The sequence below is a fragment of the Rubripirellula tenax genome (assembly GCF_007860125.1).
In the GTDB taxonomy this organism is placed as follows: Bacteria; Planctomycetota; Planctomycetia; order Pirellulales; family Pirellulaceae; genus Rubripirellula; species Rubripirellula tenax.
The window spans coordinates 1,385,096-1,402,920 of record NZ_SJPW01000002.1 but is presented as its reverse complement, the minus strand read 5'-3'; the positions used below and the strand labels follow the sequence as shown (position 1 = coordinate 1,402,920).

Annotated in this window: 2 protein-coding genes; one reads left to right on the top strand and one right to left on the bottom strand. The window is 57.9% G+C overall.

The genetic code is table 11. The annotated features are described in order from the left end of the window. Window positions 1-267: 267 nt before the first annotated feature. Complete coding sequence (locus Poly51_RS10905; RefSeq protein WP_146457121.1) at window positions 268-16,521, bottom strand: GEVED domain-containing protein; 16,254 nt, start codon at window positions 16,519-16,521, stop codon at window positions 268-270. A 607-nt stretch (window positions 16,522-17,128) separates the two neighbouring features. Between Poly51_RS10905 and Poly51_RS10900 the strand changes: the two genes are divergently transcribed. Continuing rightward, entirely contained in the window at window positions 17,129-17,821 is a 693-nt protein-coding gene (locus tag Poly51_RS10900) for a tetratricopeptide repeat protein (protein ID WP_146457119.1), read from the top strand. The last annotated feature ends 4 nt before the right edge of the window (window positions 17,822-17,825 follow it).

Sequence of the window (17,825 nt, the reverse complement as noted above, 5' to 3'; positions counted from 1 at the left end):
GGGGAGGCTTCTCTTGGGAAAAGGATTGATGAGAGATGAACGACAATGGGGTTATCGGTGCATTTGAATGTTGCAATGTGTTAGACGCCAAACAATCGAAACTGTTGCCGCCAACTGCGCAAATTTCCTGAAACCCGAATTCATCATCATCGCGCCGGTGAAAACCGACAGCGCACAAACGTTCATCAATCGGCCGGATTTCGATCGGCGATCGCGAGCGATGACCCGATCGGGTACCGCTCGCGATCACGTGGATCGAAATTCGACTTAGAACGATGCAAACAGTTGGTCCAACGCACCGGTTGCGTCGTCGCTGCGAGCGGCGGCGCTGTCTTCGGCAATCGAGTCGACGATCGCATCAAGTTCGACCATCACGGGGCTGTCGAAGACGCTCGTCTTGGTCGCCGGAGCTTCCACGGTGGCGGTGGAAACACTTGATTGCAGTTGTAGCTGCAAGATCACCTCGTCACCCACTCGCGTCGCACCTGAAGCCAGCACGCCGCTGGCCACTTGGACAAACCCGCTGGCTTCACCTTCACCAATCCATTCGCCCGATCCACCGGTCGTATTGGGCAGGCGTGCCAATTGGTTGATCACTTGCAACGCGTCCATCGCCGAAACGGTTCCATCACCGTTGACGTCGGGGAACGCAGGCAAGTTGATGGGCAACGGCAGCGAATCAAGGCGAATGTTCTGCCCACCGCTGCGATCGATCGCGTTGATGATTTGCAATGCATCCAGTGGCGTCACAACACCGCTGGCGTTGACGTCAAAGCGTCCGGTCGGATTTTGGAACGGATTGTTCGAAACCAAGATTCGGTAATCTTCGACTTCACCGTTGGGTGCATCGCCAGTCGAACCCAGGTTGTCATCGCCGCTCAAACGGAATCGAGCGTAGATTTCACCAACCACGGCACTCGCCGGCACGTCGATCAACAAGTTGTTGACGCCAACACCGATCACCGAGCGTCCGGTTCCGGCGGTACCGAATCGCTGGACCTCGGACAACTCGAACACGCCGTTGGCATTCCAGTCGAACCAAGCATCCAAGTAGATGTTGGTCAGCGTCGGATCCGAATTGCGAACCTCGACGGCCACGTTCGTGGTGAATCCGCCGCGAACGGTGCCGATTGTGACGCCGTCGTCATCATCAGCATTGGGAACTTGAGCATCCGAATCTGCCGAGACCGTTTGGCCTAGCGTTAGCGATCCACCGAGGCGATGGCGAGGACCTCCATCCACCGACAACGAAGAGTACGGCGATGGTGCGTCACCGTAATCGAACCCGCCGCCGACGAAGATCGTCAACTGGGTGCGACCGTTGGTTTGATTGCTTTGCAGCAGGTTTCCGACTTCATCGCGAATCGTAACCGTATCGACGGCCCCGACTCCGCTGGCGCCGGCAGTGCCTTCGACGAAGATTCGCGAGTCGACGATCGACGTGGTCACGCCCGACAGTCCCGCATTGTTGATCGCTTCGGCGATCAATACGGACACTTGATTGGCCGACAAGTCGATCGGAATCACGATCGGTAACGACGCGGTCTGACCGGGTAAGCCCAGTTGCGTTAGCGTCGATTCGGTCAGGTCGACCGAATAGTTCGCATCGCCACCAAGGAACACTCGTCCGAATCCGGCATTCGACGGACTCAAGCCAAGTCCCGCACCGCCGACCACTCGCACGATTTCGTCGGCGATTTGATCAAGCGTTGCGAAGGCTGGTAGCGCGACGCGAATCGCGCCGACGGTATCGAGGGTTCCGTTAGTATCGAATTCGAAAGTGACCGCCGTGTTCGCACCGCGGCGGACGACGAACGTTTGGCCGTCTTGGACCGTGTCGGCCACAGCAGCACCGTCGACCGGAATCTGCAAACCGAACCCGATCTCGGTTCCGATGGCTCCCGTGACGGGTAACACGATCGGTGTCTGCGTGACGGTGGCCAGCGGATTGCTGCCCAAGAACTGGACGACTGTACCCGAAACGTTTGCCGTCAGATTCAGGCTTGATGCGTTGACGGCATTGGCGATCGCCGTCGCAACCAACGAATCGTTTCCAGCTAGCGGAATCGGAACGGCGACATTCAAAGAATCGGTAAGTCCATCATTATCAAGTTCGAAGATAATGGTGTTGACACCATCAAAGACTTCGATCTCAACGCCTTCACCCGTGTTGCCATCAATGATTCCGGCGGGAACTCGCAAGGTGATGCCGGTTTCGTACTCGAAGCTTGTCGTCGCACCATCGAGGTCGCGGATGTTAAGTACGCCACCGTCGGTGTACGAGACACCGTTGGAAGCAGAGACGATCGCGTCCGTGGCATCGATCATGCGAATGACGTACGTCGAATTCTCATTCCAAACACCGGCGATCGGCGTCAAGCGAATCACGTTGGTGGTCGGGTTGTAACCGAATCGATAATCGATGCCTTCGATCAGCGCGACATTGTTTTCAAGCAACAACACCGACTGGTTCGAAACGCTGCGGTCGTCGATCCCGGTACCCGGTGTCACGTCGGCGGGCGCGATGCCGTCGATCAATTGGATCTCGAAGTATCGCGGCGCGTCGCCAAAGACGCTGGTCGCTCCCGAACCCAATCCCAGGTTGGCAGCTTGAGGCGTCAATAAGACGACTCGCGGGCCAACCAGGTCACCACGATCGGATGCACCGCGGTCCTTGAAGACTCGTTCACCCAAACCGCTCGGCGTTTCCACGTTTGGATCGTCAATGCGAAGTTGACCGTTGACGTCCAATCGCGGCGCCAAAATTGGCGATGGCGGAAGACCTAGCGGATTCTTAACGGTTGTCAGACTGGATCGGTCTTCGAGCGAGTCGATCGAGCTGTCGATGATGGGCGAACCGGCTGCGGGTGCAAAGACTAGGTCGGCGGCACCAACGAAGACCACTTCGGCATCCGTCAATTCTTGAGCAAATTGCCCCACCGAAACGCCGTCGGGAACATTGGCGGTGTTTCGATAGAACGTGTTTCCGCCCAAAATCGGCAATGTGTTGGCCGGATCGAGAATCACTCCGTTTTCAGTGTTCGCGATAACGTTGTTCAACAACACGGGCGCGGCATTTCCAACCAATTCGATACCCGTACCGCCGGCGGTGAACCGCTCGATTGGCACCGAACTGATCGCACCCACCGCGTCGATATCCGCACCCAACGCCGTGCCGGTCAGCCCGCCTTGACGCAAGTCGGTCAGGCGAACGAATGCGAATCGATCTTGGGTACCGAATCCGAACGCATCGATGTCGACCGAATTGGTCAGTCCACCAAGCGTTCCGACGTTATCGAATTGAATGCCGTCGCGGCTGATATCGACTCGAACCGATTCGATCGCACCCGTTTCGTAGACGATCAAGTCCGCCCGCGAATCACCGCTTCCGGTTAGCAGGTTGTCGTTGAATTGAAGTGTCAACGTTCCGCCGAGTCCGAGCGATACGGTCGTCGTGCCGTCGGTTGGTTCCGGACCGCGACCGTTGCCGTCGGGTGCGCCGAGGGCTTGGTCGGGATCTTGGTGAACAGTCGTCGGTGAAGTTCCGCCAGCGTTAGGCGAGTAATTGACAACGGCGTCCGCGAACGAGATGACGCCTTGTGGGAACAAGGTTCCGCTAAACGTTTGCGGAGGCGAATTCACACCCGCAATGATCTGGCCGCCGATGATCGTGTTGTTGACGATGCGATCGAAGGCAATGGGATCACTTGAGGTGTCGTTCGCACCCAACGCGATTCCGTCGATCTGCAATCCGCCCAAGTCGTTGAAGGCCAGGATATTGCTTTGGATGATGACGCCGGGCGTGATGCTTTCGCTGTTCAGTTCGACCAAGTTGCGTGGGTAACGCACGATCGATGGCGTGTCTTCACCGGCAACGTTTGCCGTCAATCCGTGCGAGATCGCGATGCCGTATCCCGCGTTGTAAAGGAAACGGCTGTTCTCGATCAGGATGATGCCTTGACCATCGCGGTCGCGGTTATCGTCGCCCGTCAATTTGCTCAGTCCGACCGATGCCAGTGCGCCATCGCCATTGTTGACGACCACGTCGGCAAACAAGTTGATGACGGGACTCGAATCACTGTCGACGCCGGCGGCGCTCAATGCCGGAACCTTCAAGATTGACTGCACGTCGGCTCGGTTGATTGCTGCGATGATATTCGCGGCGACTTCCGATGCCGTTTGTGGACGAATCGTTCCGGTTCCCGGTATTGGCAGACCCGTTACCGCATCAAAGTCTTGACTTCCTTCTTCGATCGCCTGCAACGTGAACGGAATCTCAACACGGCCAGGAGTCACTCCGCTGGACGCTTCCGTCAAGTTGAATTCGAAAGTAACCGTCGATCGTCCGTCGAAAATCGAGAACGACGAACCATCGCGAAGCAAGTTCGCGGGAAGGGCTTCGATCGTACGTGAATCACTTAGACGTTGGTTGGTATCGAACGTGCGGAAGTTCTTCAACTGGTTCGACGGATCGACGGGGGCGATCTCGCGAGCCGAGTTGACGTATTCGCTGGCGCTACGGATTTCGACCTGATACGAGCCCGTGGTCAAGTTGCTGGTCGGATCGGCCGGCGTTGCAAACTGTGGGCGGGCATCGGTAATGAAGGCCGTGTCGACCACATTGGATCCCGTCGCGATCTCGCCTCGTTCGGCAAAGCCGATGACGAAGTCGTCCAGGTAGACACCTTCGGCCGCGTTGTCACGCGATCCATCGAGGATGCTGCCCGTTCCACCACCCGCGAATCGATCACTTGCACTGACAAACGGTCCCGATTCGTTGAGCGTGAGCGCGGGCAATTGAACCACAGCGCCGCTGGTTGGAATGGCTCCGAGGTTCCCTTCGAAGAATCGATCGGCAAGGGCTAGCTGAACGGCCCCGGCGACTTCCGCTGCACTCATGAAGCGGCTGACACGGATTGGCAATCCCGTCAACGTTTGTTGGCCGCTGACGGCAAACAAGTTGGCAGGTGACGTCGTGATCGAAGCCAAACCGTTGGTTTCGATCAAGTTGCCGTTGGTCAGAACGCTCAGGTTCGGTGTCACGCCAACCGAAACGGTGTAGCTATCGATTTGGCCGTTCTGCGTCGTGCCGGGAACGCGTGGGTCGTAAGACTCGTTGCCGCGTCCGCTGATGCCAATGTAGATCGTTCCGTCGCTGGTCGCGGTGTAATCGATGGTGTCGTTGATGACGTTGGCAATCGCTTCGGCATCGAGTGAATTGCCCAATGCGTCGAAAAATCGAATCGCAGCGTTCAAATTCGGATCAAAGTCCAAGTCGACGTCGACGCTGATGGTGGTGCCGGCCGTCACATTGACGCTGACCAAGTCAACATCGTCGATGTTGATCGGAACACCCGTGGCGTCAAAGTTGCCGAGTCGGCCAGTGCCTTGGATCGTTGCTATGCCACCGGAATACGGCAACGGCGTTGCTTCGAATAACAAGTCGTTGCGACGGTTTCCGCCTGCCGGTGTATCGGCGGCATCGCTGAAGTTGACGCCGCTGGTCACGGTGCCGGTCGGTGGTGTGACGCGAATCGCTTCGGCAAGTGCACCAGCGACTTGATCGGACGACAACGAAGCGATTGGGTTTGCCAGTGGCACCGAAATCGCACCGACGGGAAGCGTTCGCGTGCCATCATTGAACACATACGCTTGACCATCGATCGTGACCGAAGCAATCGCGTTGGGGTCCGTGTACAGCGACGAAATCGTCAGCCCCGATGGGACCGAAACCGCTGGTGTTAGATCGATGCTGAATTCTTGGCCATTGATGACCAAGGATTGGCCTTCGATCAACGACTTGCCGCTGGTGGTCCGGATCGACTGTGTTGACGAGTTCGTGTTTCCGCTGGTCGAAAACTCGATCCGCAGACTGAGTCCTTCTTGTCCGGCAAATTCGCCAAGTGGCACACGTGCTTGTCGCCAAGTGCCGGCCTGGTTGAACAGTTGTTGAACATCGACATCGATGTCATCGTCGTAAGCACCTGACAATGGTGCATCGTCGAAATCATCATCGGCGAATCCGGTTCCCCGGGCGAAGCTGTTCGACGCGACAACGTGTTCGACGCCATCCGCCGCAACAACGAAGACTCGCAATCGATCACTGAAGTCCGGTGTATCGGCGAAGTAGTTGAAGTACAGCATCGGTTCGTCGGCCGAAGCAATGCCTTCCAAGCTGAACGGGTTACTTTGAACCGCACCCTTCGCACCACCGGGGACGTTGAACGATCGGTCAAAGTCGGTTCCGTCTTGCCGCGGGTTGACGATGACACCCGTTGCATTGCGAATGACGGGTTGCTCAGCCGCCGAAGGGTAGTTGCCGTTGAATGCACCCGTTTCAAAGTTGAAAGCCAAGCTGGATCCACCGGGCGTCGCAGCGCGTGTTCCGCTGTCGAGCGCGTTGATGCCGTGTCCAGCGTCGTTGCCTCGCGTTCCGGTCACGTGCCACAAGTTGTAGTCGACGATGCTGAAGTCAAGCCCCAAAGCTCCGCCGACACCTGTGCTGATGCTGGTGCGTCCACCAGCGAAGACGGGTTGCAATTCGCCGCGAGTGTTGAAGGCATAGATCGAGCCGTTGGCCGTGATCCCGAACAACAAGTCCCGTAACTGTTGGCCATCGGCGCCCAGTGCGGTCACCGGTCCGGCACGCAGTCCGGTGAAGTTCAGTCCGGCCAAGTCGGTCGATGTGGTCACATAGGTACCAACTTGTCGGTTTCCGAACGTGTTGAGTTCACCTGATGAGACTCGGAACAATCCACCGTTGTCGCTGACGGCATAAAGGTTGCCGTTGACGATTTCGATGCCCGTGACAAAACCACCACCGCCGGGTGCATTGCCGGTCGGTGCGATACCACCAGCCACCAAGTTGCCCGTCGCCGATTCGACAACGCCACCTTGGAACAGGATCGAATGACCGTCCGGCACGGCCGAGACATTGGGAAGCGTGTTGTTATCGCTAGCAGTTTCGACTGCCAACGAAATCCGTTGGGCAATGGTTGCTGCATCGTCGGTTGGCAACAGTAGTACAGCGATGTTGCCACTGGTCACGCCCGGCGCGCCGGTAAGCGACAAGGCCGATGGGTCGCTAATCGAAACGGTCGTTGCCGAGGGCAGCGAAAGCTGCGTTCCCTTGGAAGATACGGAAATTCCCGCACCACGAATGGCTCGCGTCATCGTGGCGATCAATTGATCGGAGCTCACGTTTTCGGTAACGACCACTGGCACTGCATTGGGCGATGTGACGCCGCCACTTCCAAGCACCGCGACACCAGGTCCACCGGTCGTCAACTGCAACGCGTTGCTGCCGGTAAAGAAGACTTCACCCGCACGCGAGATGGCGCCGGCGTCGGCGATGTTGGCGTTGATCGCGTTGCTCAAAGCAGTGGCGATTTGATCGATCGGAAGCGCCGCACCCTGCGGCGTCACCAACGAGATCGCAACGTTGCCTGAGCTTGCCGCACCAAGTCGTGTGAATTCAAACGTCCTTATTTGTCCATTGGCACCTTGAACCTGAACGGTGTTGCCGGCATTGAGTGTGCCCGCGGGCGACACGTTGCTGAGCGCCAGTCGTTGTCCGGCATCGAATTCAAAGACAACGCCGTCGATCGTGAAGGTATCACCATCACGGACGGGTTGGGTCGTATTGGCCGTCAATGTGAACGACTGGTTCAATTCAAAGGTGACGCGTTCGGCACCGTTGGAAACCGTGAAGCTGTCGCCATCGAACAAGCTGGGTACCGAAATGCCGGCCGTGTTCAGTTCGTTGGCACCGGTGATTCCCAGGCGGTTGCCAAAGGTTCCCACAGGCGCGGTGTTGATCTGGCCATTCTCGCGAGGTGTCGTACCGGCACCGGCGTCCTGTTCGTTCAAATCGAAGGGCGGGCCGGTTGCCAAGCCTGTTTCTTCATCGAATCGATAAAGCACGTTGGTGAAGTAGCTGAGGCCTTGGCGATTGGTTGGGCGATTGGCAACGAAGTAACCGACTTCGGAGCCTTGGAATTCGCGGATCGTGATCCCTTCGACTTCCAAGCCGTCGTCGCTTGCCGTTTCCAAGATCAAGTCGCCGACCAGGTCGTTGAACGTCGAGATTCCGGCACCGACACTGAGCGGCGCACTCAGCGTCGCGTTGCCCGTGTCGATGCGATGATAGAACCAAGCATCGTCGCCGATCGCCGGATTACCGTTGTCGCTGTAGCCGAACAGTTCGCCGTTGCTGCGGAACGCAATATCGCGAATTTCGTCACCGAAGGTTCCGACACTGCCGTACGTCACACCGGTGAACGGATTCACTAAGATCAAGCTGTTCGCCGTATTGACGTACAAAAGCGTGTCATCAAACGTGTTGGTGACAATCGAATTGTTGTCGAACAGCACGGGCACCGTTGGCGACGATGCGGTCGCGCCGCCGGCGACGCCGACCACGATCGGATCGCCCGCCGCATCCAGTTCCAGTCCGCCCGTGGTCCGGTTGATCGATAGCAGTGACCCGACCTCGATGATGGTTCCGTTGGACCGAGTGATCGGTTCCTGGTTGATCAGCGTTGTGCCGCCGGCGCTGAGCAAGAATGCCTGACCGGTCGAATCGAATCCAAAGTTACCCGTGTCGTCGACAACGCCAAGCGGTGTCGTGCGATAGATGCGGTCCTCGGCGATGCGACGGACCGAATCGATCGGTTCCAATCGCAACAGCGGGTTCGCACTGGCTTGGTTGAAGAATTGATCGATCGGCAACGGGACGGTGCCTTGGTTGGCGACGGCCACAAAGTAAGTGCCTTCGGCCAACTCGGCCGCACCGATGTACGGGTCTTGGGTGCCCGCACTGCCGCGCGACAGATCGTTGGTGTTGTTGCTGCTGGCGACACCGGGCAGGTCGTCGGCGATGTTGCTGTCGCCACCGACGTAGACCAATTCGCCAGCCGCGTTGAAAACGTACAACGCCATGTCCGCGCGAGCGAATCCGTCGGCGTAGTCCAGGTCAAACACCGTCGATAGATACAGCGGTGGGTCGTTGGGGCCGCGCGTCAAGTTTTCGTAATTGACATCGAAGCTGTACCAGTCGACATCCGTCGCGGACGAAATCGTGCCGGCGAATGACTTCGCCAAGCGATCGCTTTGCAGTGGTCCGGCCTCACCCACGGCGCCAGCGCCGTAGTATCCCAATTGCTGGGCATTGGCCAGTGAATCGTTGTCACCGGGGATTTCGTATTCCTCGCCCAATAGGGGCGAGTGCAACGGTTGCCCGATGATTTGCAAACCGTTCTGCGCGAATCGAACATCCGCCAAACGAATTTGTGTACCAGCGTGCTCGTCGACTTCTTGCAATCGAATTTGCAGTTGATACGCGCCTTCGGAAAGACCCGATTTCAGCTTCGTCGTATCGTTGAGCGTCGTGAAGTCCAACGCATTGGTCGTGTTGCTGCTGCGTACGCGAACGTGATAAAGGTTTCGTGTTCCCGCTTCGCCGGGCAGCACGATCCGCATCCCAGCATCCTTGGCATTGGTGCTGTAGGAATCTTGCAGTTGCGAATCCAGCAAGACGCTTGCGGTACTGGCGGTCACCGAAGCGCCGGTGATCGTTGAAGTGGTCACGATAACGCCAGGCACTTGTCGACCGGCGAACAGGCCGCTATCGAAACGCAGTTGGACGACGAAGCTATCGCCCGGCCGTGTGATTACCGAAGGATTGTTCGGGTTGACCACGCGTGGTGCGCGACGAAGGAGCGTCGCAGAGATCGTTCCCAACTGGGTCGGGTAGGCGTTCTGCAACGCGCCAGCGATGGATCCGGCGGGGTCTTGCAGGAATTGCGCCGTTGAAACCAAAACCGGCGTTGTGACGCCAACGATCGACAGCGCCAAGCTTCCGCCCGTCGCGTCGACGATCGATTCGGAAATCGTGATTTGCTGGGCCTGTAAACGCTCGGTCACGACGGACAGCGGTTGAGCCGCATCGGGGTTGACGCCCGATGCGGTGAACAATGCAGCAGGGTTGGTTTCGGCAAGAATCGAATCGTTGGACGAAGCCAGCACGCGACCGTTCGCATCGATCAATTCAACGACCGAATCGAGTTGCGAACCGGTTCGATCGATGTCCAACCAAACTTCGGTTCCGCTCTGGCCGACGAACGAGAATACGTCCAAGTCACTCTTCTTGCTGATCGCGCCTTCGACGACAAAGCCGAGTCGGCGGTTCTCGTCACCCGATTGCTCGTTGGGCGCAAGTTCGCCGAGGAACTGCGATTGGCTGGGAATCGAATTGGAATCGATGAACGCGGTTCGTACCGGTTCCGATTCAGCGATCGCCGAAACGTTTCGGTCCGAAGCGGCTTCGCGAATCACGATGCCGTTCCACAAACCGGAATCGAACTGCTGGGCGGGTGCAACAAGCGATGGATCTTGTGCCAGCAATTCTAGGAACGCCGTGACCGTTGACGTCGTCTCGGTTGCGACAGCCGCCCACGAGAACGCGGTCGTCACGTCAGCCGGTCCAAAGCGAGTGCCGAAGTCCGGATCGGCTCCTTGGGGCAGACTGTTCAGGTCGATCGTGCCGGGAATACTAAATGCTTGCGTCCCAGCCTGGATTGCGGTTTGCAATTCGTTGAATTGGTCAGCCGCCCAACCTTCGTAGGTGGCGTTGATCAGGTTCGTGCCGTCGGGGATGTAGTAACCGCCGTGCGAGAAACCGATGCGGCGCGGGCCGTCGATCGTGAAGGCTCGGAAGTCGGACGCACCGGGTGTACCGGATGTGACCAGGATGTCGTCCGAAACGCCTTCGACGTCTTCGTCCAAGTAGCTGATCACACGGATGTCGCCAAGTGCCGCGGCCCCACCATCGAGATCCAACTTGGAAAACAGTCGCGTTACGCCGTCTAAGAACGACGATGTTGCGACCCAGTTCACGGTGCCGTTGGGACCCGGGAACGTTCCACGGCTTTCAACCACATCGTCGGCGATCAACGTCGGTGCTTGAGTCACCGTGGTGTTCGCCAAGTTAACGACGCTGCCGGGCAAATCGATATAGGTGTTGTACTGGAACACGTAGTTCTGGTTGACCAAAACAGCGCCGGCCGCCAAGTCTTCGACCGTCACACCGCTGCCGCCAAAGTTGACTGCGTTGCCGGCACCAATCGAGGCTTCGAAGTATCCCGGCGTGTTGACATCAACGTCGTTGTCGATGACCGTTCCGCGGTCGACTTCCGGACCCGTGGGCAACCGGATGAAGCCGTCGTTTTGCTGACCGGCCAAATCGTCGATCACGTTGCCGTCATTGTTGGTGTCCAACTGGGGCAACCCGGCCAACGTGAACCCAGCACCGGCCGTATCGTCGGCTAGGGTCGTCAAAATGACGGGGAAGTCCGGATGGCCGATGATCTGCAACGATCCGCCAATCCGATCGGCGATGTCACGGAATTCGTCCGATGCGGTCGCCAGCGAACCGCCCACAACGATGCCGGCCGTTTCGCCTTCATCGCTGAGGAACTTGACGACCAGTGATCCCCGTGCGTCGCTTTGCAAACGCAGGCCGCCAAAGATGTGTTGATTCGGGATTTCGATCGAATCGTTCACGACGTGAACGATGTCGATGTCATCCCACACGCCCGCGGTAGCCAATTGACCGCCACGAATCACCATGCCGTTGACCGAGTTGTCGCTAAGCACGTTGCCTTGAACAAGCGGTCCGGCATTGCCGATCACATTCGACTTGTCGATCAAGCCCGTTGCCCGTCCAGGATCGTTGACTTCGACGCTGGACAATGAATTGATATCGAACGACAACGCGCCCGCTTCGTTACCGATGAATAAGTTGTCGACGATGATGGGTGTTGCAGCGCGAACGAACACCGCACCCGCGGCGTTATCTCCACGACCGACCCGTTCGCCGTTGGTGTTTCCTCGGCCATTGGCGTTCTGTTCTAAACGCGAGTTCGCCAAACGTAGATGGCCTTGTTGAACTTCGATGGCGTTGAAGGAAGCAAATCCGCCTTCAATCCGTGTTGTTCCGCCGGCGCCGGCGATCACCGCTTGGTCGATGCTGGCCGACGACGCCGCACCGATGTAGATGCCACCCCAATCGCCAGGATTCAGTTCGCCTTCGTCGCCACGGTCGTTCGTGTCGAACGTCCCGCCGCTACCGTAGCGTTGATCTTCCAGCGACGTGAATACGATCGGCAAGCTTGGCGAACCTTCGGCCGTCAAATTGCCTCCGAAGCGAGCTTCGATTCTTGCACCGTCGATTTTTAGAACGGTTCCTGGATCAATGACCAAGCTGGCGTCCAAGCGGCTACGCAAAACCTGTGTGGCTGTTGACAACAATGTCGTACCGACTGCGTCATTGTCGGTGAACGAAGTGTCGGATGCGTTGAGCTGTTCGACAAAGCGGAATTCGCCCGGCAATCCGGTCGTCGGATCGATGGTCGCCCGATACAAGCGGCGTGAAACGAAGTCTGATCCTGCACCGGTGGTCGGCAGCTGGGTCAAGCGAATACCGCCCGTCGCTGCCAACGCTACCGAAACCGAAGTTTGGCTGGACGCGGATTCCAAACCACGCGAATCGACGTTGGTGATCCGGTACGCATAGGTGCCCACGGGCACGCTTCCGGTCAACGTCGGTTGCAAGCGAATCAACAACGACGAAGGGGCCGATGATTGCAGCAGAGGGCCGCCCGGCGTGCCTTGGATCACCAAGTTTTCGGTCAACACGTGCGGAATGTCGGTGTCGTCAAAGCGGGTCGCTTGAGTCACCTTTTCCACAACGTCGCCGGTGCGAGTCACAACACGAACGAACAAACCGTTGATGCTGTTATCCACGATCGTGTTGCCATGGATTTCGGGACCGACACGCGAGAAGTCGGGAGTGAACGCGCCACCGGATTGGAATGCAGGTTCGGTGAACCGGGTTTCCGCAAACGTGTCCGGTGTCGCAGCGATCGCGGCGTCGGCGCTATCGGAGATGTTCGAGTTGATGATCGTCGGTCGCGTCATCGCCATATCGATCGGCGAAACCGCAACCAGACGTCCACCGATCGAAACCGCACCACCGCCGTAACGCATGTCGGCGTATTGGATGTGGTTCAGGAATACGCCCTCGTCTTCTCGATTGCGTCGCGATTCATCCGACGCGTCCAAGTCGCCGCGGAAGTCGATTCCGCCCCAGTCGCCTGGTTGTGCCGCACGCGGGGTCGTGGTCGTCGAACCCATTCCGATCGTGCGATCGTTCAAGCTGGTGAAGTAAACGCTGCCAGGGATGATTTGATTCGTCGCATCGCGTGCGGGCAGTCCATTGGTGCCGATGATGCTTGGCGTACCGAGCACTTGCAGTGCCGAGTTGCTGGCGTCGATCAACGGCGACACGCTTCCGACACCAATTCTTGCACCGGAGAGCTTCAGAATCGCACCCGAATCGATCACCATGCGAACGTCTTTGGGCAGGTTCAGCGATGAACCATCGACCAATGGCAGGCCGTTGTTGGAGAAGCCGATTTGATAGGCAAAGTTGTCCAGTGGTGTTTCGACGCGACCGTCGACGCCGCCGTTGCCGACAACGCGAATCGTGTCACCGGGGCGGGCCGCGGCGATGGCGAGGTCGATTTCGCGATACGGATTGCCGACCGTGCCAATTGTACCCGCCGTGGCGGATGCTGCTTTGTCGACGTACAGCGTGTTGTTGCTGTCCGTCGGAACGAACCAGAAATCGAACACACCGCCAGCGCGATTGTCGCCGTCACCATCAAGCACTTGCGATGTGGTGCCGATGCCCGCATCACGAATTCCGCTGGTGGCGGCCGGTTTGAAGTTGATGGCGAGCTCGTAATTGCCTTCTGTCAGTCCGCCGAATCCCGAGTCTTCGATCGATGGGTCATAGTTGTTGTTGCCACGCGCGCTGACACCAATCATGTAGCTGCCGGCGGGCAAGTTTTCGACATCGATGGCCGAGTCATTGCTGAAGTAATCGTCGTTCTGAGCAATTTCAACGAAGCTGCCCTGCGGGCCCAATTGGTACAAGCGAAGCGTCGTGTCCAACAGGCTGGGGTTGGTCAATCTTTCGGCAAATGCTTCGATCGAAAGTGAGCCACGGCTCGCCAATGTGAACTTGTATAAATCGATGTCGGTGCTGTCGGGACGGTACAAATATTGACCGTGGACAATGTCGGCGACACTGGGGAAAGCCGGTTCGTTGTCGGTGCCCGGCGTGAATATGAAGCTGGTGCTTTGCGTGACCGGTTGCGGTAGATCGTCGGCGTAACCGTAGCCGAGCAATTGTCCGACGGTGAACATCGCACCGCGGAAGAATTCTCCGCCGAATTGATCGTCGATCGATTCGTCAAAGTCTTGGAAGTCCATCACGCCGAGGTCCGCGATGCCGTCGCCGTTGCGATCGCGCGTCGCGACGGCGATGCCGCCATCGCTGCTGACGGTGCCGGCGTTATCCAGCGTGGTCACGGTGCCATACAAATCGCCGACGGCGATGGAGATGGCCGCTTGGCTGGTGGGGCCACCTTCGACTTCGACGAAGCTGATCCCTAGGTACTCGCTGTACAACGACATCACTTCGCGAACACGTTGCTTTTGTTGTTCGCTGATGATGTTGAAGTACGTCTTGTCTTCGCTGATCCCTGGGCGAGTCGGATCGTCACCCAACCATGACGGCGCAAAATCGTATTGGATGACCGAGATGCCGTTGACGGTGTCGGCGCCGTTGCGGAGGTAATCCAAGGGGACCGTGCGTGCCAAACGAGACGGATCGTCCTGGCGGATTTGGCGAGTTCCCGGCAAATCTGGGCCGGGCAACGTTAGGTCATAAGACGACGTGTTGAAAATCTCGCCTGACAGCCGCGCCGACGATGTTGTCGTGGCGCTGACCGCCCATTGGGAATCAAGATTGAAGGCGCTGTCGAACGTGCTGCCGGCCTGATCAACACCCGTCGTCAACGGAATGACCGTCGGGGCCGATGCCAAACCTTCGCTGGTGCCTACTCGCAACCGGACCGCGCCGCTGAGGAATTGCCCCGTGTTGGCCGGATCGGGCAAGCGAGAAAGTGGCCGACCATAATCGAGGGTGACGATGTTGGTGATGTTGTTGTAAACCGGCTTGTTGGTCAGCGGCACGATCACATCGTCGCGATTGGTCGCCGTGTCACGCGTGAAAACGAGTTGATAGAAGCCAGCCGTTTCGGCCAAGTTCTTGTCCAGATCGTCATCGTTGAAGTGGACTTCGATCTTACCAACGTCGGGGCTCAGCGCCCCGGTCGCTGCATCGCGGCGAACCGGTTCAGGTACCACGGCAACCACTTTCGGTCCCAGATTGATTCGGAATCGGCGCGTCAAGTCGACGCCGTCCTGGAACAACTCGCCATCCGAGTTTCGCAGCGAGATCGGACCGCTTCCCAGGATGTCAATCTGATAGAGATCGTCCGGCAAAGGTTCGGCAAATCGGAAAACGACTTCGCGAGGCGAATCGCCCAGTCCGACGAAGCCCGGTTGAACCACAACGTCGGTGACACCGCTTAGTGTCAGATTCGGAAGCGCGGCGGTGCCGCCGCCGATCGGGGTCGACACGCTGCCTTCTTGCAAGACCGCCGTGACCAATTGTGAAGCATCGGGGTTCGTATTGATCGCAGTGATGAAGTCAGCCGCCGTCGATGGAAAACTGGCGTTGCTGTTCAATTGAACGCGAATCAGCGAACCGGTAACAACGACAACCGGGTTGGCTTGGCCACCGAAGTCGCGTCGTTCGATTTGAACCTGTGTTCCACGACCGTCGACGCCGGGCAGTTCGGAAACAACACGCACTCTTACGGCGCCGTTGGTGCCAAAGTCCGTCACCGCTTCGGCCGAATTAGCGCCGATCAGCGTTAACGTCAGACCCGTCGGAACGCGTGTTCCGATTTCGCCCTGCGAAGGTCCACTGACTTGAATGGCTTCGACCAATCCCGACGCTGCTGCGTTCCCGTTGATGGCGGAGATCAAGTCGGCGACACGTGTCGGTTGACCGGGGTTGCTGTTGACATCGACGGTCAAGGTGCGATCGGCGACGGTCAGGATCGGCAAACTTGATCCGGTGCGCGAACTGGATGTGAAGACGACCTGAACGCCGTTGCCGAGGCTGCCCGTTTGCGCAGCGCGGAACTCCACCAACACTTGTCCGCTGGTGCCCAAGTCCGACGTTGCCGTGGCCGACTCGAACACACCATCTTCGCCCGCGCGAGTGATGCGGATGGCCGACAATGTGCTGGGGTCGATGTTGGCGTTATCGTCGAATCGGAAAACCAATTCACGAGGTGAAACATTCAACTCGGTTCCGTTTTGCAACAGCGAACCTTCGTTGGGTTGAATCCCGATCAAGTCGGGACCCGCCAAGAGTTGACGAGGCTCCAGAGCTTCCGTTAGCAATCGTCGGTCTTGTCGACGACGTTTCTGACGCAATCGACGTGCAGCGTCCTTGGCAGTGTGGCCAATGGGTTCAACGTCGTGTTCCAAAGCGCTCATGCGTTTACCGGTGCGAAGAAGCGAGTCACGAAGGGTCATCAACAAAGCCTCGTATGTCAGGTGCCAAACAGTGTTGGCAAAGTAATTGTTTTGATTCCGCTGATGGATATCAGGCTGGGGCGCGCGACTCTTATCGAATTCCGGCGATACCGATGTTCCCGCCGGTTTGGCGGATCGAAGCGGGACTGTAGGTGAAAACGACTTGGGTCAAATCAGGACAAGGGGGTTCCATTTCTAGAGCGAGAACCAGCAGCCGAGTGTAATCGGGCGGATCGTCTTCGCAACGGAAATGACTTGGGGGACGGGGTTTAGATCGGGTTGGGGGGATTGGAAGGGTTGTTTAAGCATGGCGATACGGGTCTCGGAATCTCCCCCGAGCCCGTTTGACGATTTTCGTGGTGTAAAAGTTCCGGTCTTGCACGCATTGAAGCTCGGTTGATAGTGTCCGGATAACCGCGACAGAGCCGAAGGGCAGTTTCGTGGCTACGTCAACGAACGCATCGGGACGTGGCCCACCCCTTTGGTGATGCAACGCCACCCGCGTCACGGAAGACTCGTCCCCATGGCTAATCTGACACAAATTTCTCGTCGCAACCCGCGTGGTCTTCGAGCCTCCTTTTGCATACTTGCCCTCGCAATACCGGCGATGGGGTCGTTTTCTGGCTGTCGCTGGGCAGCCAGTGGACAGAACTCCACTGGGGCCAGGCTGTACGAACAAGGTCAATATTCGGCCGCTCTACAGCAGTTTCAAAAGGTAATCAGCACTGACCCGAACAACGCAGATGGTTACTACAATCTGGCCGCAACGAACCACCGGTTGGGCAACCAGCGTGGGGACGCCCAGCAGATTTCGCAGGCCGAGGCCCTTTACAACCAATGCCTCGATCACGATCCCAATCACGTGGAATGCCACCGGGGACTCGCTGTTTTGCTGATTGACACCGGTCGGCCGGACCGGGCTTTCGCATTGATGAAGAACTGGGCAGGCCAAAATCCCAATTTTGCGGAACCGCGAATCGAGCTGGCCAGGCTCTACGAAGAAGTCAGCGACTCGGGGACAGCCCTGAAGTATCTCGAAGATGCCGTTCAAAAAGATCCAAATAATTCTCGTGCCTGGTTGGCTTTGGGCCGATTACGCGAACAATCCGGCGACCTGAACCAAGCGATCCAGAACTACCAACGAAGTCTGGCGCTCAACGGGATGCAACCCATGGCAACCGAACGGGTGGCCGTCCTGAGCCGCCAAATCAGTGCCAACTTCGAGGCTTCCGTCGCCAACGGCCAGACGCAGGTCGCCACCCAACCGAACTTCACCAGCGGAATGGTGCGTCAGTACTAGCGGG

Excerpts from the sequence above, each read along its gene's own strand:
- Poly51_RS10905 (WP_146457121.1), bottom strand. The coding sequence starts at position 16,521 with ATGACCCTTCGTGACTCGCTTCTTCGCACCGGTAAACGCATGAGCGCT.
- Poly51_RS10900 (WP_146457119.1), top strand. The coding sequence starts at position 17,129 with ATGGGGTCGTTTTCTGGCTGTCGCTGGGCAGCCAGTGGACAGAACTCC.